Raw genomic sequence first — 20,554 nt, 5'->3', positions numbered from 1 at the left:
CATCAATTTCACCGTACACGCCAAGCCGTTGGCACACCCATTGCAATGAATACTCCGAAACCGACAAGAAGACAAAATTTCAGGAGTTCAACATGGTCAACACCCAACTGTTCCAGACGCTGCGCGGCACCCTGGTGCCCACCGCCAATGCCCTGAACGAGGCCGGCGGCGCAGCGTATCTGCTGTCGCCCAAGCACCGCCTGGCCCAGCTGGCGGCCACGGGCTGCCTGAACAACACGTTCTACGCCAAGGCCGAGGACCAGCTCGACACCATGTTGGCCCTGGCTGCTGACGTGGACCCCGTGTTCGTGGCCAAGACGGCCGTGTATGCCCGCCGGGCCGGCCACATGAAGGACATGCCGGCGCTGCTGGCAGCCTCGCTGGCCCAACGGGACGTCGGACTTCTGGCGCAGGTGTTCGGCCGCGTGGTGGACAACGGCAAGATGCTGCGCAACTTCGTGCAGATGCTGCGCTCGGGCGCCACAGGCCGCAAGTCGCTGGGAACCCGCCCCAAGAAGCTGGTGCAGCAGTGGCTGCTCTCGGCGACCGAGGCACAGCTGCTGAACGCATCGGTGGGCACCACGCCCTCGCTGGCGGATGTGGTGAAGATGGTTCACCCCAAGCCTGCCGAGGCATGGCGTGCAGCCTGGTTCGCCTGGCTGATCGGCCGCCCCTATGACGCAGCAGCCCTGCCACCGCTGACACAGGCCTTCGAGCGCTACAAGCGCGACCAGGCCGCCGAGGTGCCGGACGTCCCCTTCCAGATGCTGACCGCACTGGAGCTGGATGCCCAGGCCTGGGCACGCATCGCAGAGCACGGCTCGTGGCAGATGGTGCGCCAGAACCTGAACACCTTTGCCCGCCACGGCGTGTTCGCATTGCCTGGCGTGGCCGATGCGGTGGCCGCGAAGCTGCGTGATCCTCAGGCCGTTGCCAAGGCACGGGTGCTGCCGTACCAGCTGATGGCGGCCTACACCGCAGCCGGCCCCGAGGTGCCGACGGTGGTGAAGGAAGCCCTGCAGGACGCGATGGAACTGGCGCTGGCCAACGTGCCGCAGTTCGCGGGCCGGGTGGTGGTCTGCCCCGACGTGTCGGGCTCCATGGGCTCGCCAGTCACGGGCTACCGCAAGGGTGCCACGACGGCCGTGCGCTGCATCGACGTCGCCGCCCTGGTGGCCGCCGCAGTGCTGCGCAAGAACGCCGATGCCCGCGTGCTGCCGTTCGAGACGAAGGTGGTTGCACTGCAGCTCAACCCGCGGGACTCGGTGATGACGAATGCGTCCAAGCTGGCCGCCATTGGTGGCGGCGGGACGGCGTGCAGCGCGCCGCTGGCCCTGCTGAACCAGGAGAAGGCGCAGGCTGATCTGGTGGTGCTGGTGTCCGACAACGAGTCGTGGGCCGACTCGGCACGTGGCCGCTCGACGGCAACGATGAAGGAGTGGGCCCTGTTCAAGTCGCGCAACCCGGCGGCACGGCTGGTGTGCATCGACATCCAGCCCCATGCGACCACCCAGGCGCAGGAGCGCGACGATGTGCTGAACATCGGCGGCTTCAGCGACGAAGTGTTCACCCTGCTGGCCCTGTACGCAGCTGGCGGGCTGGGCGCTGACCACTGGGTGGGAGTGATCGAGGAAACCTCGATCTGAAGTGAGAGGGAGCCGCGGACCAGCGTCTGCGGCTCCCGATCCGAAGGAAGGAAGGAAGGAAGGAATGATGGATGAATGATTGAACGTCGTCGTTCGGCGAATGCAGGTGTGACTACATCCAAAGCCAGTCACACCCACCGTTTGTCGCCGAACGGGGACCCAGGTTATGTGCGAATGCAGGCAGGACTACATCTGGTTGGACCGGGGTTCGAATCCCAGCGCCGCTTCGGCGGCGCGGTCGATGTCTTGCCGTTCTTGTCGCACTGCTTTTTTGCAGCGAATGCTGGTGAAACTACAGACTATTAATCTCGGGGTCGCAGGTTCGAATCCTGCCGGTTGCAAAGCCGTAGCTCAGTGGATAGAGCACGCAAAACGTTTCATCGATCTTGTCGCTGCTTTTTGTCAACCGAAGAGTTTGGCGTTTCTTTGACGAATGCAGATGGTACTACTGTGTCGCGGGTTCGATCCCCGTCCGCCCGCTGGCAACAGCGGCGGTAGCTCAGCTGGTAGAGCAAGCCGTTTCATCCCCCCCTTGTCGCAAAGAGATGGCCTGGCTGCAGTTTTATGAGGTGAATGCAGGTGGGTTTACAGGAAGAGCGCCATGGCCGCGGCCATGGAGGTCCCGGGTCCGAATCCCGGCCTGCGTTGCAGGTAGCTCAGTTCACAACCCTCCGCTTCTCGTCACCTCTGTTTGTTAAGAAGGGCGCGCTGGCACAGAAGGGAGCGCCACTGCCAAAAATGTTGTTATTGCCGGCAGGTCGGGTAACACCGAGTGCAGCGGGAGAGTCGGTGAACGGGCAAGGTTGAGGATGCAGGTGCTGGCTCCGATGACGGGTCTGCCACTGGCGCGCGTTTCCAACCGTTCACTGGGCCACTGGACTCAAGAACCGTGGTCGCTGCAAAGATGCGGGTTCGAATCCCGCCGCGTCCACCAGATAGATGAAAAGAAGAACAGAGGAACACCATGAAACAGACCGCACGTAAGAAGCGCCTGGCGAGGCAAACACCGCAGGCATGGACGCCCGAATTGATCGGACTCGATGCCACGCTGTACGCCGATGCACTGCGCTATCTTTTCGACCGGCCCGTGCCGGGCAGGAAAGAGCAGGAGTGGTACTGGGACATGGACGAGCCCATGTTCGACGCCACGCCGCTGCAGTGGACACACATCCAGACCGTGCTCTTCGCCAACGCCGGCACCGACCTGGCGCCTTACAGCGACGAGCAGGTGGGCATGGGCCTGAACTGCGTGATGAGCACCAATGCCGGTGACATCCCGCTCCAGGTGCTCGACCCTTCGGTACCGCTGGCGGACGCCATGCGCATGCTGCAGGCCTTCCCGCGCTTGTGGAGCGACGGCATCGGCCCGCGCAGGGCCCAGGTGCACGAGGCCATCGGCACCAGCAGCGGCCGCCTGGGCTTCGTCTGCTACATGTGGTTCGATGTCTGGCCGACCTTCTGGAACGCCCGGCAGATCCCCGAATGGCGGGATGCCATGTGGCAGCTGTTCTGCCAGATGCTGGAGGTGCCCTGCCGCGACGTGCAGGTCTCGGCCCTGCACGGTATCGGCCACGAAGGCCGCGCCCTGCTGCGCCCCCGGGAGCTGCAGGAACGGGTGGAGCAATTCATCCGCAGCGTGCCGGCACACGACGAGGAGTTGAAGAACTATGCGCGCGCTGCGGCCCAGGGAATGGTGCAGTAGCGGCGCCAGACATGGGACACAGCGCGCGTGAAGCGCATGGAGATGATGATCATGATGAAAGCCAAAGCCACCGTTCAGGACGCCCTGCTGCCACCCGCACTGCGCACGGTGGTGGACGCTGCGTACACGGCCTTCCAGCAGTACGGAGCCCCAACGCACACATTGGACGTGTGCATGCCCTGCTGCGTGGACGAGGCCACGGAGCGCGAATTGCGCCGCCTGCCGCTGCGCCAGCTCACGGCACGCCACTTCTACGAGTACAACGGCTCGGCCAAGAGCAGCGAACAGCCAGCGGATGAGCTGCTGTACTTCCTGCCCCGCATGCTGGAGCTGATGGCCCAGGGCAAGGAGTTGCACCACTCGACCGAGCTGTACCTGGACCGCCTGGGCAACTGCCCGGCCGATGCCCTGTCGCCCAAGGAACGCGCCGCCGTGGATGCCTTCGCGCTGGCCTTCTTCCGCGAAGGCCTGGGACACACCGGGCGCGAGCCCAGCCCGTTCGATGGCGCGAACGCCTTCGACATCCTGCTGATGTTCCACAAGGGCGGCGTGGATGTGCAGCCGCTGCTGGCGCACTGGCTGGCCGACGAGCGGGAAAGCGCCGTGCTGCACTACGCCGCTGCCAGCTACTGGGACTTCTGGGGACAGAACGAAATCCAGAACGCCTTTGCCGAAGACCAGCCGGAATTCTGCGAGGCGATAAAGGCCTGGATGCTGGACGAAGGCAACCGCCAGCGCTTTGCGCAAAAGATCCTGGCGCTGGACACCAGCGCCATGGAACGGCCCGCGCACTGCACCTGCGGCAATTGCATGGGCCCCAAGCAGATCGTGGAATCGGTGTTCGACCTGGTGAGCGGTTGAACACCCCGAGAAGAAACAATGACAAGAAGGAACAACGAAATGAACTACCTGCAACGCAATGTGGAAAACGGCGTCCCCATCAAGATGTGGACCCAGGGAGTGCCCGTGGAAGACGAGGCCCAGAAGCAACTGGAGAACGCAGCGCGCCTGCCCATCGTGTTCAAGCACGTGGCGGCCATGCCCGATGTGCACTACGGCATCGGCGCGACGGTGGGCTCGGTGATCCCGACCTTCAAGGCCATCATCCCGGCCGCGGTGGGCGTGGACATCGGCTGCGGCATGATGGCCTGCAAGACCACGCTGCACGCCAACGACCTGCCCGACAACCTGGGCCCGCTGCGCTCGGCCATCGAGAAGGCCGTGCCGCACGGCAGCAACCCCAAGCGCATGGGCCGCGACAAGGGTGCGTGGGAAACGCCGCCCGACGAGACCGATGTGGCCTGGGCCGCGCTCAAGGGCGAGTTCGACGCGATCTGCGAGGACTACCCGCGCTTTCGCAACACCAACAACCACAAGCACCTGGGAACCCTGGGTACCGGCAACCACTTCATCGAAGTCTGCCTGGACGAGCATGGTGGCGTGTGGTTCATGCTGCACTCGGGTTCGCGCGGCGTGGGCAATGCCATCGGCACGCACTTCATCGAGCTGGCCAAGAAGGACGCCGAGCTGCACCAGCGCAACCTGCCCGACCAGGACCTGGCCTACTTCGAAGAAGGCGCCAAGTACTTCGGCGACTACGTGCGTGCGGTGGGCTGGGCGCAGAAGTTCGCGCGTGCCAACCGCGAGGTGATGATGCAGCGCGTGATCGCTGCAGCCCGCAAGGTGATCACCAAGCCGTTCGAGGCGCATGTGGAGGCGGTGAACTGCCACCACAACTACGTGAGCCGCGAAACGCACTTCGGCGAGGACGTGCTCGTCACCCGCAAGGGTGCCGTGAGCGCCAAGGCCGGCGAGCTGGGCATCATCCCGGGCAGCATGGGCGCCAAGAGCTTCATCGTGCGCGGCAAGGGCAACCCCGAGAGCTTCATGAGCTGCAGCCACGGTGCAGGCCGCAAGATGAGCCGCACCAAGGCCAAGAAGATGTACACCATCGCCGACCAGATCGCTGCCACCGAGGGCGTGGAATGCCGCAAGGACGCCGACGTGATCGACGAGATCCCGATGGCGTACAAGGACATCGACGCCGTGATGGCCGCCCAGCAGGACCTGGTGGAGGTGGTCTACACGCTCAAGCAGGTGGTGTGCGTGAAGGGATAGGCCACTTTTGCACATCCACCGCAACCATTTTTGAACGGAGCCGGCGCTGGCCAGACCAGCGCCTGCATCAGCACATGCATACAGAACAGCAAGACACACAGGAATTCCTGCAATCGGCCCACCCCATCGATCCCGCCATGCGCGCGCAGATCATGGAGAACCTGGGTGCCATCGAGGCGCAGCACCAGGTCACCATCCTGTTTGCCTGCGAATCGGGCAGCCGGGGCTGGGGCTTTGCCTCGCCCGACAGCGACTACGACGTGCGCTTCATCTACGTGAACCGCCTGCCCTGGTACCTCACGGTGACCCCGGGGCGCGACGTGATCGAGGTGCCGATCAGCGGCGAGCTGGACATCAACGGCTGGGACCTGCGCAAGGCGCTGGGCCTGATGCGCGAGTCCAACCCCACGCTGCTCGAATGGCTGCGCTCGCCCGTGGTCTACCGCGAAGAAGGCGGCACCATGGAGCGCTTTCGCGCGCTGGCCGAGACCGTGTTCTCCAACGCCAAGGGCTGGCACCACTATGCCTCCATGGCCAAGAAGAACTTCCGCGAGCACCTGCAGGCCGACGCGGTGCGCTACAAGAAGTACCTGTACGTGCTGCGCCCCCTGCTGGCTGCGCGCTGGATACGCGCGCGCCCGGGCGTGCCGCCCATGCGCTTTGCAGAGCTAGCCCAGCACACGTTGGACCCCGTGGCCGACGCCGCACTGGTTGCCGAGATCAACGCACTGCTGGAGGTGAAGATGCGCGCCGGCGAGGCTGCCACCAGCCCGCGCTGGCCCGGCATCCACGCCTTCATCGAGGCCGAGCTGGCACGCAATGCCGCCGAGCCCGTGCAGCCGCTGCCCGTTCCGGGCCATGGCGCGCTGGACGACCTGCTGCACGACACCGTGCTGCGCTTTACCACCGATTGAACCGAACCCTTGCCCATGCAAGCCACGCACGCCCTGTCGCCCTCCCAGCTCAGCGAATTCTTGCTGAACGTTGCCATCACCCGCCCGGTCTTCATCTGGGGGCCGCCGGGTGTGGGCAAGTCGGCCCTGGTGGAGAAGTTCGCGCACAGCGTGGGGCTGGAATGCGTGTCGCTGCTGGGCAGCCAGCTGGCACCGGAGGACCTGATGGGCGTGCCCCAGATCACCGACGGCGTGACCCGTTTCTGCCCCCCGGCGATGATTGCGCGCAAGGAGCCCTATTGCATCTTCCTGGATGAGCTCAATGCCTGCTCGCAGGACGTGCAGAAAGCCTTCTACAGCCTGATCCACGACCGCCGCGTCGGCGAATACACCCTGCCCAAGGGCTCCATCGTGATCGGTGCCGGCAACCGCGCGCAGGATTCGGCCATCGTCAAGCCCATGTCCTCCGCGCTGATGAACCGCATGGTGCACGTGCACCTGAAGGTGTCGGCATCGGAATGGATGGACTGGGCATCGGCCAGCGCCATCCACCCCATGGTGATCGAGTACCTGCAGCAGCGCCCCGACCACCTGTGGAGCGCACCGCCCAAGCACGAGGAGCCTTTCTCCACGCCGCGCGCCTGGCACATGCTCAGCGATGCGCTGCATGCGTTTGGCGATGCGCCCTCCCCGTCCATGGTGGAGGCGCTGGCCTATGGCTGCCTCACGCCCCAGCATGCAGCGCAGTTCAAGGCCTTCGGCAAGCTGGCGGCCGACCGGCACCGCCTGGAAGCCATATTCAAGGGTGATTCCCGCTGGCCCCATGCGCCCGAGGACCGCGACGTGCTGTACTTCCTGGCCCAGGCCTTCCGCGCCCGGCTGCTCAAGACCCTGCCGCAGGACAAGAGCGCCAGCACCGGCGACCTGCAGGCCTTGGTGCACCGCTCCAAGGCCCTGCTCAAGGACCTCGCCCAGATCAGCCTGGAGATGGCCCAGATCGCCGTGGCCGAAGAGACGGGGCAGACGCTGCCCGCGTGGTACATGATCGAGGTCGTGCGCGACCTGCCCCGCCTGGTCGAACGCCAGGCCAAGGCGGCCTGAACACCATGGCCAAGACGAGCCACAAGCCCAGCCCGGCCACGCTGGCCTACGAGGCCGGCATGGCCCTGGTGCTCTCGCACCCAATCTTCGGCCCGCTGGCGCGGCGGGTCACGTGGGTGCGCGCGGCGACCGCCTCGCAGTGCCCCGCGGCCGGCTGGCTGGTGGTGCTGCACAACCACTGCATCCATGTGCATCCCAAGCGCAACGCGCCAGCGGGCGAATGGGCGTTCGTCCTCGCGCGCGGCGTGCTCGGCTATGCCATGGAACTGTTCCAGCGCGACCGCGGCGACTGGCCGCAGTGGTGCGCCGCCTGCGATGTGGCGACCACCCGCTTCCTAGCCTCCGTGAAGTTCGGGGAATGCCCTGCCGACATGCAGATGCCGGCCGATGCGCCCGCCTGGGACGAAGAGCGCTGGTACCGCCAGTTTTGCGAAAGCGGTGTTCCGCCCTGGGCAGAGTCCATGGGCCTCGCCGGCCCCCGGGGCACGAGCCTGCAGGCACCTGAAGACTGGCCCGAGCGGCCCGCGGCGACGCGCTGGGGCACAGTCTCAACGCAAGACAGCTGGAGCGAGGTGTTCGCGGCAGGCATCGCCAACTCGGTGGCCCAGGCGGTGGAGATCGCCGCCGGCACCCGCGAGGCGCTGGGAGGGGACGCACGCAGTGTCCCGCGCGGCACGACCGAGCGCGCCCGCAGCTGGTTCATCAGCAGCTTTCCGCTGCTGGGCTCCATGGTGGCGGCCTTCGACATCCTCGAAGACGCCGAGCTGTGCCGGCGCGAGGAGATCATGGTGGGCGCCGTGGACGAGACCCTGCGCACCATCTACCTCAATCCCGCAGCGGGCCTGACCGAGCAGGAAACGCGCTTCGTGATCGCGCACGAGATCCTGCATGTGGCCTTGCGCCACATGGGCCGCCGGCAGGGGCGCGACCCCTACCTGTGGAATGTGGCCTGCGACTATGTGATCAACGACTGGCTCATCCAGATGCAGGTGGGCAGCGCCCCGGCCCTCGGGCTGCTGCACGACCTGGAATTGCGCGGTCTGTCGGCCGAGGAGGTCTACGACCGTATCGTGGTCGACCTGCGCCGCATGCGCAAACTGCTCACGCTGGCGGGCCGACAAGGGGACATGCTCGACCGCCGGCTGTCCCCGGGCCAGCCTGGTTTCACCGACCTCGATGCCTTCTACAAGGAACAGCTGGGCAAGGGGCTGGTGCTGCACGAATCCCAGGGCCGGGGCCTGCTGCCCGCTGCCCTGCTGGAGGAGATCCGGGCGCTGCTGCAACCACCGATTCCGTGGGAGGTGGAATTGGCACGCTGGTTCGACCACCACTTTCCGCCCATCGAGACACGGCGCACCTACGCACGATTGAGCCGGCGCCAATCGGCCACGCCCGACATCCCGCGCCCGCAGGTGGGACCCGACCCGCGCTGGCTGGAGGGCCGCACCTTCGGCGTGGTGCTCGACACCTCCGGCTCCATGGACCGGCACACCCTGGCCAAGGCCCTGGGCAGCATTGCGGGCTATGCACAGGCCAAGGAAGTGCCCGCGGTGCGCGTGGTGTGCTGCGATGCCGCGCCCTACGACCTCGGGTACCTGGAAGCACAGGACATTGCCCACCGTGTCGAGATCAAGGGACGCGGCGGCACCGTGCTGCAACCGGCCATCACCCTGCTGGAGAACAGCACGGACTTTCCCGAGGACGGGCCGCTGCTGATCATCACCGACGCCGACTGCGACCGCCTGAGCGTGCGCCGTTCGCATGCCTACCTGTTGGCCGCGGGCCGGCGCTTGCCGTTCACGCCCCGTGGCGACGTTTTCTACATGACTTGATGAACTCGACTTTTTCACAATCCAAGGGCCTTCAGCCCATTGTTCTCGACGGCTCCCAAGGCGAAGGCGGCGGCCAGATCCTGCGCACGGGGCTGGCACTGTCCATGGTGACGGGCCGGCCGCTGCGCATCGAACGCATCCGAGCCGGCCGCGCCAAGCCGGGGCTGATGCGCCAGCACCTGGCCTGCGTGCAGGCGGCGGCACAGGTCAGCGGCGGGCAGGCCGAGGGCGCGGAACTGGGCTCCCAGTCGCTGCAGTTCACGCCCGGTGCGGTGCAGGCGGGGGACTACACCTTCCGCATCGCCGGTGCGGGCAGTTGCCTGCTGGTGCTGCAGACCGTGCTGCCCGCGCTGATGCTGGCCGATGGCGTGAGCCGCGTGCAGCTGGCCGGCGGCACGCACAACCCCATGGCGCCGCCGTTCGACTTTCTGCAGCGCGCCTATGCACCGCTGCTCGCGCGCCTGGGCGTGGACCTGGAGCTGGCGCTGGAGCGCCGTGGCTTCTACCCTGCGGGCGGCGGCCTGCTGCATGCGCAAATCACGCCCGCCACCGAGGCACTGGCCCCGTTCGACCTGGTGGAGCGCGGGGCGCCGGTGGCCGCTTGGGCCGAGGCGCTGGCCCCGGGCCTGGCGCGCAGCGTGGCCGCACGCGAGCTGGAGGAACTGGGTCGGCGCCTGGGCTGGACGCAGGAGGCCGGCCAGTTGCGCACGCCCGGCGTGCGCCAGCACGAAGGGCCGGGCAATGTGCTCATGGCCACGCTGGAATATGCACAGGTGACCGAGGTGTTCTGCCAGTTCGGCGAGCGCGGCCTGTCGGCCGAGACTGTGGCACGCAAGCTGGCCGAGGAGGTGCGGGCCTATGAGCGCAGCACAGCGGCCACCGGGCCCCACCTGGCCGACCAGTGGATGCTGCCGCTGGCCCTGGCCGTATGGCTCACGGGCCAGGAGGCCTGCTACACGGCCAGCGAGCTCACCGACCACACGCGCACCAATGCCGCAGTGATCAGTGCCGGCCTGCCGGTGCGCGTGACCACCGAGCCGCGCGACGATGGTGCCATTCTGGTCCGGGTGTTCCCCCGGTGAGGTACAAGGCTGCGGGACTGGGCCACAATGCCGCCTTGCACTGCCACCCACCTCTTTTTCTTGACCAGGAGACGCCATGAAAGTCGACAACATTCTGCAGACCATCGGCAACACGCCACACGTGCGCATCAACCGCCTGTTCGGCAGCGCGGCCAATGTATGGGTCAAGGCCGAGCGCGGCAACCCCGGCGGCTCCATCAAGGACCGCATTGCCCTGTCCATGGTGGAAGACGCCGAGCGCTCGGGTGCGCTCAAGCCCGGCGGCACCATCATCGAGCCCACCTCGGGCAACACCGGCATCGGCCTGGCGCTGGTGGCTGCTGTCAAGGGCTACAAGCTCGTCCTCGTGATGCCCGACAGCATGAGCATAGAGCGCCGCCGCCTGATGCTCTCCTATGGCGCCACCTTCGACCTGACCCCGCGCGAGAAGGGCATGAAGGGCGCCATCGCCCGCGCCCAGGAGCTGCTGGCGCAGACGCCCGATGCCTGGATCCCGCAGCAGTTCGAAAACCCCGCCAACATCGACGTGCACGTGCGCACCACGGCGCAGGAGATCCTGGCGGATTTCCCCGATGGGCTCGACGCCCTCATCACCGGCGTGGGCACCGGCGGCCACATCACCGGCGTGGCGCGCGTGCTCAAGGCAAAATTCCCCGCGCTCAAGGTGTTTGCCGTGGAGCCCTCGGCCTCGCCCGTGATCTCGGGCGGCGCACCCTCGCCCCACCCCATCCAGGGTATCGGCGCGGGCTTCGTGCCCAAGAACCTCGACACCAGCCTGCTCGACGGCGTGATCCAGGTCGATGCCGAGCCCGCACGCGAATACGCGCGCCGCTGCGCCCGCGAGGAAGGCATGCTGGTGGGCATCTCCTCGGGCGCCACGCTGGCCGCCATTGCGCAGAAGCTGCCCGAGCTGCCCGCGGGCGCCCGCGTGCTGGGCTTCAACTACGACACGGGCGAGCGCTACCTCTCGGTCGAAGGCTTCCTGCCCGCATGACCTGAGCGGCGGCGTGGGCCCGCGCTGCACGCGCTGACGGCCCACCGTCCTACAGCGCCACCGGCCCATGGCCGGAACAATCAAGGCAAGACCCTGGCGGCGCACGCCGCAGGGGCGCGCACCACGGCGGTGCAGCAGCTTTTCAGATTGTTTCCATGGCGCACACACCCACCTCCCAGCCCATTGCCTTCAAGGTATTGACCGTGAATGTGCACAAGGGCTTCACGACCTTCAACCGGCGCTTCATGCTGCACGAGTTGCGCGATGCGGTGCGCAACGTGGCGGCCGACCTGGTCTTCCTGCAGGAGGTGCTGGGCACGCACCACCGCCATGCGGGCCGGGTAGAGAACTTTCCCCAGGAGCCCCACTACGAGTTCCTGGCCGACACCATCTGGACCCAGTACGCGTATGGCCGCAATGCGGTGTACGACAACGGCCACCATGGCAACGCGCTGCTGTCCAAGTTCCCGATCACGCACTACGAAAACCATGACATCTCGGTGAGCGGACCCGAGCGCCGTGGCATGCTGCACTGCATCCTGCAGCCGCCCAAGCACCACAGCCCCGTGCACGCCATCTGTGTGCACCTGGGTCTGCAGGAGGCACACCGCCAGCGCCAGTTGCGCAGCGTGTGCGACCTGGTGAACACCTTCGACCCCGAGGAGCCCGTCGTGGTGGCCGGCGACTTCAACGATTGGCGCGGCCGCGCGCACGAAATACTGCGCGAGCGCGCCGGCCTGCACGAGGTGTTCGTGCAGTCCACGGGGCGTGCGGTGCGCACCTTCCCCGCATCCATGCCGCTGCTGGCACTGGACCGCATCTACGTGCGCAAGGCCGCTGTGCACACCCCCTTGCACCTGCCGAAGAAGCCCTGGGACAAGCTGTCCGACCACGCCCCCCTGGCCGCGGAGATTTCGCTATGAAAATGCGCGCGGCCCAATCGTCCCGCTGGGTTCCCGGCAACCAGTTCGAATTGCTGGAGAACGGCGAAGACTTCTTCCCGCGCGTCTTCAAGGCCATCGCCCGCGCCCGGCGCGAGGTGATGCTCGAAACCTTCATCCTCTTCGACGACAAGATCGGACAGGAGCTGCATGCCGCGCTGCTCGCCGCTGCCACGCGCGGCGTGCAGGTGCATGTGCTGGTGGACGGATTCGGCTCGCCCGACCTGTCGGAGCGGTTCGTCGGCGAGCTGGTGGAGGCCGGCGTGCACTTTCGCATCTTCGACCCCGGCAAGCGCGTGCTCGGCCAGCGCCTGAACCTGCTGCGCCGCATGCACCGCAAGATCGTGGTGGTCGATGGGGAGCATGGATTCATCGGCGGCATCAACTACTCGGCCGACCATGTGGCCGACTTCGGCCCCGAAGCCAAGCAGGACTATGCGGTGGAAGTGCGCGGTCCCATCGTGGCCCAGATGCACCAGTACACCCACGAGGCCGTGCTCAGCCCGGCAGAGCGCCGCCGCAGCCGGGCCAAGGCAGTTCCGGCGCGTGGCCTGCCCTACGCCGGTACGGCCCACGCCATCTTCGTCACGCGCGACAACCACGACCACACCAACGACATCGAGCGCCACTACCGCATCGCCCTGCGCTCGGCGCGCAAGCGCGTGGTGATCGCCAATGCCTACTTCTTCCCGGGCTACCGCTTCATCCGCGAGATGCGGCGCGCGGCGCGCCGTGGCGTGGACGTGCGCCTGATCCTGCAGGGCCAGCCCGACATGCCCATCGTGAAGACCGCAGCCGGCCTGCTCTACGACCACCTGCTGCGTGCCGGCGTGCGCATCTACGAGTATTGCGAACGGCCGCTGCATGGCAAGGTCGCCCTGGTGGATGACGAGTGGTCCACCGTGGGGTCGAGCAACCTCGATCCGCTGAGCCTGTCGCTCAACCTGGAAGCCAACCTCATCATCCGCGACCGCGCATTCAACGCCACCCTGCATGAGCGCATGGCCCATCTCATGGACCACTGCTGCAAGCAGGTGGAGCCCTCGCCCAAGGGCGCCTGGGAAGGCCTGCGGCTGGTGCGCAGCTACTGCGTGTTCCATCTGATGCGCTGGTTCCCGGCCTGGGCTGGCTGGCTGCCGCGCCACGAGCCCACGATCTCGCTGGTCAAGGCCCAGGCGCAGGCCGAAGCCCTGGCCACCGACAATCCGCAGGCGGCATCGGCCACGTAAGATCGGCATCCCATGAGCACCAGCGCGCCCGCCCCCCATCCCCTGCATGGAGAGGCGCCGCCTGCACCGCGCAGCGGCGGCCGCTGGCACGCAGTGCGCTCCAGCCGCTGGTGGCCCTGGGTGATGACGCTGGCCACGGGTGCCGTGGTGCTGCTGATCGGCGCGCTGCTGCTGCGCCAGGCGCGCAATGTGGACTGGGGCGCCGTGTGGAGCGCGCTGGCCGCCATGCCCCTGCCGGTGCTGCTGGGCGCCGCCGCCCTGGCCTTCGCCAGCCATGGCATCTACAGCACCTTCGACCTGTTCGGGCGGGCCTACACGCGGCACGGCCTGCCCGTGGCCCGCACGGTGGGCACCACGCTGATCGCCTACCCCTTCACCCTGAACCTGGGCTCACTCATCGGCGGGGTCACGGTGCGCTACCGGCTGTACTCGCGCCAGGGCATGTCCGTGGGCGACATCGGGCAGGTGGTGGCGCTGAGCATCATCACCAACTGGCTGGGTTACTTCGTGCTGGCCGGTGCGGTGTTCTGGCTCTGGACGCCGCAGTTGCCCGAGGGCTGGGACATGGCCAGCCACCAGTTGCCGTGGATCGGCAGCGCCATGGCGGCCGTCACGCTGCTGTACCTGATGGCCTGCGTGCTGCGCCAGGGCCGGCCCGTCACCGTGCGCGGCCACAGCTTTACGGTGCCGCACTGGCGCACGGGCCTGCTGCAGGTGGTGCTGTCGGCCACCAACTGGATGGTGATGGCGTGCGCCATCTGGCTGCTCACGCGCCAGCAGGCCCCCTACGTGGCGGCGCTGGCCACGGTGCTGCTCGGCGCGGTGGCAGGTTTGATCTCACGCATCCCCGCGGGCCTGGGCGTTCTGGAGGCCGTGGGCACGGCCGTGCTCTCGGCCTACATGCCCGCGCCCCAGGCGCTGGCGGCCATTCTGGCCTACCGTACGCTGTATTTCTTCGCGCCCCTGGCCCTGGCCGCACTGGCCTTTGGTGTGGTCGAGCTGCGCTGGCGCAGCAAGAGCCGCCCGGGCTGACGGTCTGGCGCAGAAGGCACAATCGGCGCCTTCATGCCTTCCTCTCCAGACAACCGCCTGCTGCGCATTGCCGAGCAGCCGGGCCAGCGCCCGCTGACACCGGCCCAGCAATCCTTCAATGCGCTGCTCGCGCAGATCGATGCGCAGCGCGCCATCCTCGCGGCGTGGAACCAGGCCATCGAGGCCTACCACCAGCGCTACGCCCGGGACGTGGCGCCCCTGCTCGAACGGTACTACACCGCGCACGCCGACCTGGTGCAGGCGCTGGTGGACGCATCGGCCCGCAAGGGCCTGGGGCGCACCCTGCTGCGCAACCTGCATGCCGTGATCGCTCGGCTCGCCCGGGATCTCGCCGAGAACGTGCGCGAACCGGCCACCCGCACGGCCATGCAGGCGCTGCACGCGCAGTTTGCCGAAGACGCCACTACCAATTCGCAGTTCCCGGCGGAGGACCCGGCAGATCCGCCGAGCGACGGCCCGGAATCCCCCGAGGACATCGTGCGCCGGGTCGAAGAGGAAATGCAGGCGCGCCAGGCCCGTGCCGCACAGGAGCGCGAGCGCCACCACGCCAGCCGCGCGCGCAAGCCCAACGCCCAGCAACGCCAGCAGCAGGAGGCTGCCCAGGAAGCCAGCCAGTCGGTGCGCGCCGTGTACCGCAAGCTCGCGAGCGCCCTGCACCCCGACCGCGAGCCCGACGAGGCCGAGCGCCAGCGCAAGACCGCGCTGATGCAGCGCGTGAACCAGGCCTATGCCTCGGGCAGCCTGCTCGACCTGCTGCAACTGCAGCTCGAGGTGGAGCAGATCGACGCGGAGCACCTGGTGGCCGTGGGCGACAGCCACCTGCAGCGCTACAACCAGGTGCTCACCGAGCAACTGGCCGAGCTGCAGCAGGAGGTGTCCACACTGGAGGCGAACATGCGCGAGCAACTGGGCATCACCTCGCGGCGCAAGCTGCAGCCTGCCCAGCTCATGGCCCAGCTGCGCAGCCAGATCCAGGCGCTGGAGCACGACATTCCGCTGCTGCAGCGGGAGGTGCAGGCGGTGCAAGACAACGACTACCTCAAGCAGTGGCTCAGGGCGCAACGCGAAGACCTGCTGGACGCTGACTGATCCTGCAGGCAGGGAAAGGCCTCCTCCTTTAAAATAGCGGCCCCACGACATTGCCTCCGCCCGATCGACACGGGCCTGCAAGACCATGATCCGCCTTTCCGAACTCAAGCTGCCGCTGGCAGCCGTGCCGGCCGACGCCGCCGAGCACCCGCTGGACGCGCTGCGCGCCCAGGCCGTCCAGATCCTGGGCATCGCCCCCACCGATATCGCCGCCGTGCAGGTGCACAAGCGCAGCTTCGATGCGCGCAAGGCCGACCTGCTGGCGGTCTACATCATCGACCTCACGCTGGCCGACCCCTCGCGCACGGCCGCGCTGCTGGCCCGGCATGCTGGCCGCCCGCACATCCAGGCCACGCCCGACATGGCCTGGCATCCGGTGGGCCAGGCGCCTGCCGAGCTGCCGCTGCGCCCGGTGGTGGTGGGCTTCGGGCCCTGCGGCATCTTTGCCGCGCTGGTGCTGGCGCAGATGGGCTTCAAGCCCATCGTGCTGGAGCGCGGCAAGACGGTGCGCGAGCGCACCAAGGACACCTGGGGCCTGTGGCGCAAGCGCGAGCTGCATGCCGAGAGCAATGTGCAGTTCGGCGAGGGCGGTGCCGGCACCTTCAGCGACGGCAAGCTCTACAGCCAGATCAAGGACCCGCGCCACCTGGGCCGCAAGGTCATGGGCGAATTCGTCAAGGCCGGCGCGCCCGAGGAAATCCTCTACGTGGCGCACCCGCACATCGGCACCTTCAAGCTCGTGAAGGTGGTGGAGAACCTGCGCGAGCAGATCACCGCTCTGGGCGGCGAGATCCGTTTCGAGCAGCGCGTGACCGACGTGATCGTCGAGGGCACGGGCGACCAACGGCACCTGCGCGGCCTCAAGGTGCTGAACCAGGCCACGGGCGAGACCACCGAACTGCGCGCCGACCATGTGGTGATGGCGCTGGGCCACAGCTCGCGCGACACCTTCGCCATGCTGTACGAGCGCGGCGTGGCCATGGAATCGAAACCGTTTTCCATCGGCTTCCGCGTGGAGCACCCGCAGGGCGTGATCGACCGCGCGCGCTGGGGCCGCCACGCCGGCCACCCGCTGCTGGGTGCGGCCGACTACAAGCTGGTGCACCACGCGGCCAACGGCCGCGCCGTCTACAGCTTCTGCATGTGCCCCGGCGGCACCGTGGTGGCCGCCACCAGCGAGCCGGGCCGCGTGGTCACCAACGGCATGAGCCAGTACTCGCGCGCCGAGCGCAATGCCAATGCCGGCATGGTGGTGGGCATCGACCCCAGCGACTACCCACGCGATGCCGAGGCTTTTGCCCAGCACCTGGGCGGCACCTACGGCGTGGAGGCACAGCCGGCCGGGCAGTTCCACCCACTCGCGGGCATCGTGCTGCAGCGCCAGCTCGAATCCAACGCCTATGTGCTGGGCGGCAGCGACTACAGCGCACCAGGGCAGCTGGTGGGCGAGTTCGTCGCCGGCCGGCCATCGAAGCAGCTCGGTGATGTGATGCCCTCGTACAAGCCCGGCGTGGCGCTGGGCGACCTGCATGCCGCATTGCCCGGCTATGCCATCGCAGCGCTGCGCGAAGCCTTCCCGGCCTTCGGCCGCAAGATCAAGGGCTTCGACATGCACGACGCGGTGCTGACGGGCGTGGAGACGCGCACTTCGTCCCCGCTCAAGATCGGGCGCGGCGAGAACCTGCAGAGCCTGAACACCGCGGGCCTGTACCCCGCGGGCGAAGGCGCCAGCTATGCCGGCGGCATCCTGTCGGCCGGTGTGGACGGCATCAAGGTCGGCGAGGCCGTGGCCCGCGCCATGCTGGGTACCGCCTGAGGAAGACGCATGCTGCTCACCACCCCGACACGCACGCAATTCACCGTCGCCGCGCTGGCCATGGCCGCCGTGGTGCTGGCGTCCAACATCCTGGTGCAATTCCCCATCAACGACTGGCTGACCTGGGGCGCCATCACCTACCCGGTGGCCTTTCTGGTCAGCGAGCTGGTGAACCGCCGCCACGGGCCCCTGCAAGCACGGCGCTTGGCCTGGGTGGGGTTTGCGGTGGCTGTGGCGGCCTCGCTGGTGCTGGCACCGGCGCGCATCGCCGTGGCCTCGGGCACGGCCTTTTTGCTGTCGCAGTGGCTCGATATCGGCGTGTTCGACCGGCTGCGCCATGGCAGCTGGTGGCGCGCGCCGCTGGTGGCCACGCTGCTGGCCGCCGTGCTGGACACGGCCGTGTTCTGGAGCATCGCGTTTGCGGGCACCAGCGACCCCTGGGTCACCTGGGCACTGGGCGACCTGGCCGTGAAGCTCGCGCTGGGCGTGGCCCTGTTGCTGCCGTTCCGGCTGCTCATGGGCCAGCGCCTTTCGGGCGGCGCGGCCGCCTGACCCGCCTTATTTGCTGCGCTGAAGGAAGTCCACCGCCAGCGCCGCCAGCGTGCGGGCTCCCACGGGCAACTGGTCTTCGTCGATGTCGAACAGCGGCGAGTGGTTGGAGGGTGCCTTGTTGAAGTCCGCCCCCTTGGGTGGTGCGCCCAGGAAGTAGAAGAAGCCCGGCGCCACCTTCTGGAACTCGGAGAAGTCCTCCGAGCCGCTGACCTTGGGGATGACCATGGTCTTGCCGCCCGTGGCCAGCTTGAGCGCGGGCAGCGAAGCCTCGGTCAAGGCAGCGGGGTTGCTCGTCACCGGGTAGGCCACGGGGCCGAAGCGCACCTTGGCCTTGGCACCGCTCGATGCCGCAATCGACTCGGCAGTGGCGGTGATGCGCTTGAGCGCTTCCTGGCGCATCTCTTCGTCGAAGGTGCGCAGCGTGCCCAGGAGCTCCACGTTGTCGGGAATGATGTTGTAGCGCGTGCCGCCATGGATGGAGCCGATGGTGATCACGGCCGGCTCCTTGCTGATGTTGAGCTGGCGGCTCACCACCGTCTGCAGGCCCAGCACCACCTGGCTGGCCGCCACCACCGGGTCCACCGCGTTCCAGGGCGAAGAGCCGTGGCCGCCGCGCCCTTCCACCTGGATACTGATGTTGTCCGAGCCCGCCATCAGCGGACCGCTGCGGTAACCCACCACACCGGCCGGCAGGTTGGCCGTGACATGCAGGCCGTAGATGGCCTGCACGTCCTTGAGCGCGCCCTGCTCCACCATGGCTTTGGCACCGAAGCTCGGGACCTTGCCATTGGCATCGGGCTCCACCGGCGCGCCTTCTTCGGCGGGCTGGAAGATGAACTTGATGGTGCCGGGCAACTGGGCCCGCATGCCGGCCAGCGCTTCGGCCGCGCCCATGAGCATGGCCACGTGGGCATCGTGTCCGCAGGCGTGCATCACCGGCACTTCCTTGCCCAGGTAGGTGGCCTTGACCTTGGAAGCAAAAGGCAGGTTGGTGTTCTCGGGCACGGGCAGCGCATCCATGTCGGCGCGCAAGGCGACGACCTTGCCCGGCAGGCCGCCGCGCAAGATGCCCACCACGCCGGTGCCGCCCACGCCGGTCTGCACTTCCATGCCCAAGCGCTTGAGGTGCTCGGCCACCAGCTTGGCCGTGCGCACTTCCTGGCCCGAAAGTTCGGGATGGGCATGGATGTCGCGGCGCCAGTTGACCATCTTGCCGGCCACGCCATTCACGGCGGCATCGATGGCCTGCAGGCCGGTGGCGTCGAGCGCCTGGGCATGGGCGGTGGAAACCAGGGTCAGGCTGCCGGCCACGAGGCTGGCGGCGAAGGCGATGGCGGAGAGTTTTTTGTGCATTGGAAGGGCAGGTGCAGGGGTGGAGGAAAACGAACGCCCGTTCATGCTAAGAGCAGCAAGTTGTTTCATGACAAGCGAAAATCGCCATCCACAAAGCCAATATCGCCATGCCTGCCAGCTTCTTTCGCGTCGACATCCGCCTGCTGCCCGGGTCCGCCCTGGGCAACGCCTTGCAGTTCATCGATCTGTTGCGCAGCGCCAACCTGCTGGCCCGCCTGCGGCAGGGCCACCAGGCGCCGCGGCTGGCCTGGCGCCTGCTGGACGCGGGCGGTCAGCCCTTGCCGGCATTGCCCGCGCCCTGGGAGGCGTACAGCGACAGCGCAGACGTGGGGCCTGCCCAGGCGGTCTTCGTGCCCTCGTTCCATGCGGCGGACATCCCGGCCATACGGCAGGTGGTCGAGCGCCACCCGGCCCTGGTGCGCCAGATCGGGATTGCCATCGACACCGGGTGCAGGCTGTTGACGGTGGGCAATGGCGCCTGGCTGGCTGCGGCCAGTGGCCGCCTGCAGGGGCGCACGGCCTGCCTGCCCTGGTTCTACATGGCCGGCTTTGCCCGGGACTTCCCCGGCATCGCGCTGGCCCCAGGGCGCGACTGGGCGGAGGACGGCCCCTGGCTCAGCGGCGCCCTGCCCCATACGCTCGTGGACCTGGCCATCGCCCTGGTGCGCCACGCGCTGGGCCCAGAATTGGGCGAGGCCTGCGCCACGGTCATGCGCCCCGACCCGGCGCGCGCCCAGGCCGCGCTGCAGGCCAACGCCCAGCAGCACATCCCCGCAACGCGCGACAGCACGCTGGCGCGCGCCATCGCCTGGATGGAAGAGCACCTGGAGGAGCCCTATTCGCTCACACGCGTGGCCGAGGCGGCCGCTGTGAGCACGCGCACGCTGCTGCGGCATTTCCAGGCCGAACTGTCGCAGTCGCCGCTCGACCACCTGCATGCCCTGCGCTGCGCACGCGCCAAGGTGATGCTGGAGGTGACGCTGGAGAGTGTGCCCAGCATCGCCGCGGCCTGCGGCTACGCGGACCCGGCGGCCTTCCGGCGCATCTTCGTGCGCCACATGGGCATGCCGCCCGCCGAGTACCGCAAGCGCCATGCACTGCGCGCGCCGCGCCGGCGCTGGCGGGTGGATGTGGCAGCCGGTTGAAAGGACTG

At 67.8% G+C, this 20,554-nt stretch carries 17 protein-coding genes; 16 read left to right on the top strand and 1 reads right to left on the bottom strand.

What is annotated here, in order from left to right:
- The first annotated feature begins 92 nt into the window (after positions 1–92).
- From AC3WOH_RS04570 to AC3WOH_RS04500, 15 genes are all read left to right on the top strand, one after another.
- Positions 93–1,646, top strand: a complete 1,554-nt coding sequence (locus AC3WOH_RS04570) for an RNA-binding protein (protein WP_492228216.1) — start codon at positions 93–95, stop codon at positions 1,644–1,646.
- 964 nt (positions 1,647–2,610) lie between these two features.
- Positions 2,611–3,348, top strand: a complete 738-nt coding sequence (locus tag AC3WOH_RS04565) for a hypothetical protein (protein WP_492228215.1) — start codon at positions 2,611–2,613, stop codon at positions 3,346–3,348.
- 51 nt (positions 3,349–3,399) lie between these two features.
- Positions 3,400–4,209, top strand: a complete 810-nt coding sequence (locus AC3WOH_RS04560) for a hypothetical protein (protein WP_492228214.1) — start codon at positions 3,400–3,402, stop codon at positions 4,207–4,209.
- 39 nt (positions 4,210–4,248) lie between these two features.
- A complete protein-coding gene (locus AC3WOH_RS04555) occupies positions 4,249–5,466 on the top strand; it encodes an RtcB family protein (protein WP_492228213.1) in 1,218 nt (405 codons plus the stop codon).
- Positions 5,467–5,540: 74 nt separating this feature from the next.
- Positions 5,541–6,380, top strand: coding sequence for a nucleotidyltransferase domain-containing protein (locus AC3WOH_RS04550; RefSeq protein ID WP_492228212.1), 840 nt, complete (start codon positions 5,541–5,543; stop codon positions 6,378–6,380).
- Positions 6,381–6,395: 15 nt separating this feature from the next.
- Complete coding sequence (locus AC3WOH_RS04545) at positions 6,396–7,460, top strand: AAA family ATPase (RefSeq protein ID WP_492228211.1); 1,065 nt, start codon at positions 6,396–6,398, stop codon at positions 7,458–7,460.
- 5 nt (positions 7,461–7,465) lie between these two features.
- Positions 7,466–9,292 (top strand): vWA domain-containing protein, encoded by a 1,827-nt coding sequence (locus AC3WOH_RS04540; RefSeq protein ID WP_492228210.1) that lies wholly within the window; start codon positions 7,466–7,468, stop codon positions 9,290–9,292.
- Positions 9,292–10,374 carry an RNA 3'-terminal phosphate cyclase gene (gene rtcA, locus AC3WOH_RS04535; RefSeq protein ID WP_492228209.1) on the top strand — a complete coding sequence of 361 codons (1,083 nt, stop codon included), beginning with the start codon at positions 9,292–9,294 and terminating at the stop codon, positions 10,372–10,374. The genes AC3WOH_RS04540 and rtcA overlap by 1 nt, the downstream gene beginning before the upstream one ends.
- 76 nt (positions 10,375–10,450) lie before the next feature.
- The gene (gene cysK / locus AC3WOH_RS04530; RefSeq protein WP_492228208.1) at positions 10,451–11,368 is read left to right on the top strand and encodes a cysteine synthase A; all 918 of its coding nucleotides are present in this window, start codon (positions 10,451–10,453) and stop codon (positions 11,366–11,368) included.
- A 155-nt stretch (positions 11,369–11,523) separates the two neighbouring features.
- A complete protein-coding gene (locus AC3WOH_RS04525) occupies positions 11,524–12,291 on the top strand; it encodes an endonuclease/exonuclease/phosphatase family protein (RefSeq protein WP_492228207.1) in 768 nt (255 codons plus the stop codon).
- Positions 12,292–12,293: 2 nt separating this feature from the next.
- Positions 12,294–13,538 (top strand): cardiolipin synthase ClsB, encoded by a 1,245-nt coding sequence (clsB, locus tag AC3WOH_RS04520; protein ID WP_492228296.1) that lies wholly within the window; start codon positions 12,294–12,296, stop codon positions 13,536–13,538.
- Between the two features lie 12 nt (positions 13,539–13,550).
- On the top strand, positions 13,551–14,570 hold the full coding sequence (locus tag AC3WOH_RS04515; RefSeq protein ID WP_492228206.1) for a lysylphosphatidylglycerol synthase transmembrane domain-containing protein: 1,020 nt from the start codon (positions 13,551–13,553) through the stop codon (positions 14,568–14,570).
- Between the two features lie 33 nt (positions 14,571–14,603).
- A complete protein-coding gene (locus tag AC3WOH_RS04510) occupies positions 14,604–15,680 on the top strand; it encodes a J domain-containing protein (protein ID WP_492228205.1) in 1,077 nt (358 codons plus the stop codon).
- Positions 15,681–15,765: 85 nt separating this feature from the next.
- Positions 15,766–17,496: an NAD(P)/FAD-dependent oxidoreductase gene (locus AC3WOH_RS04505; protein ID WP_492228204.1), complete on the top strand. Its 1,731-nt coding sequence runs from the start codon at positions 15,766–15,768 to the stop codon at positions 17,494–17,496.
- Between the two features lie 9 nt (positions 17,497–17,505).
- Positions 17,506–18,048 (top strand): VUT family protein, encoded by a 543-nt coding sequence (locus AC3WOH_RS04500; RefSeq protein ID WP_492228203.1) that lies wholly within the window; start codon positions 17,506–17,508, stop codon positions 18,046–18,048.
- Positions 18,049–18,054: 6 nt separating this feature from the next.
- Here AC3WOH_RS04500 and AC3WOH_RS04495 read toward each other — a convergent pair whose 3' ends face one another.
- Entirely contained in the window at positions 18,055–19,401 is a 1,347-nt protein-coding gene (locus AC3WOH_RS04495) for an amidohydrolase (RefSeq protein ID WP_492228202.1), read from the bottom strand.
- 107 nt (positions 19,402–19,508) lie between these two features.
- On the opposite strand from AC3WOH_RS04495, the gene AC3WOH_RS04490 reads away from it, so the two are divergent.
- Positions 19,509–20,546: a GlxA family transcriptional regulator gene (locus AC3WOH_RS04490; protein WP_492228201.1), complete on the top strand. Its 1,038-nt coding sequence runs from the start codon at positions 19,509–19,511 to the stop codon at positions 20,544–20,546.
- Positions 20,547–20,554 lie beyond the last annotated feature (8 nt).

Source organism: Acidovorax sp. FW305-C-20-28 (assembly GCF_058783375.1).
This window is presented reverse-complemented; position numbering and strand designations above follow the sequence as displayed.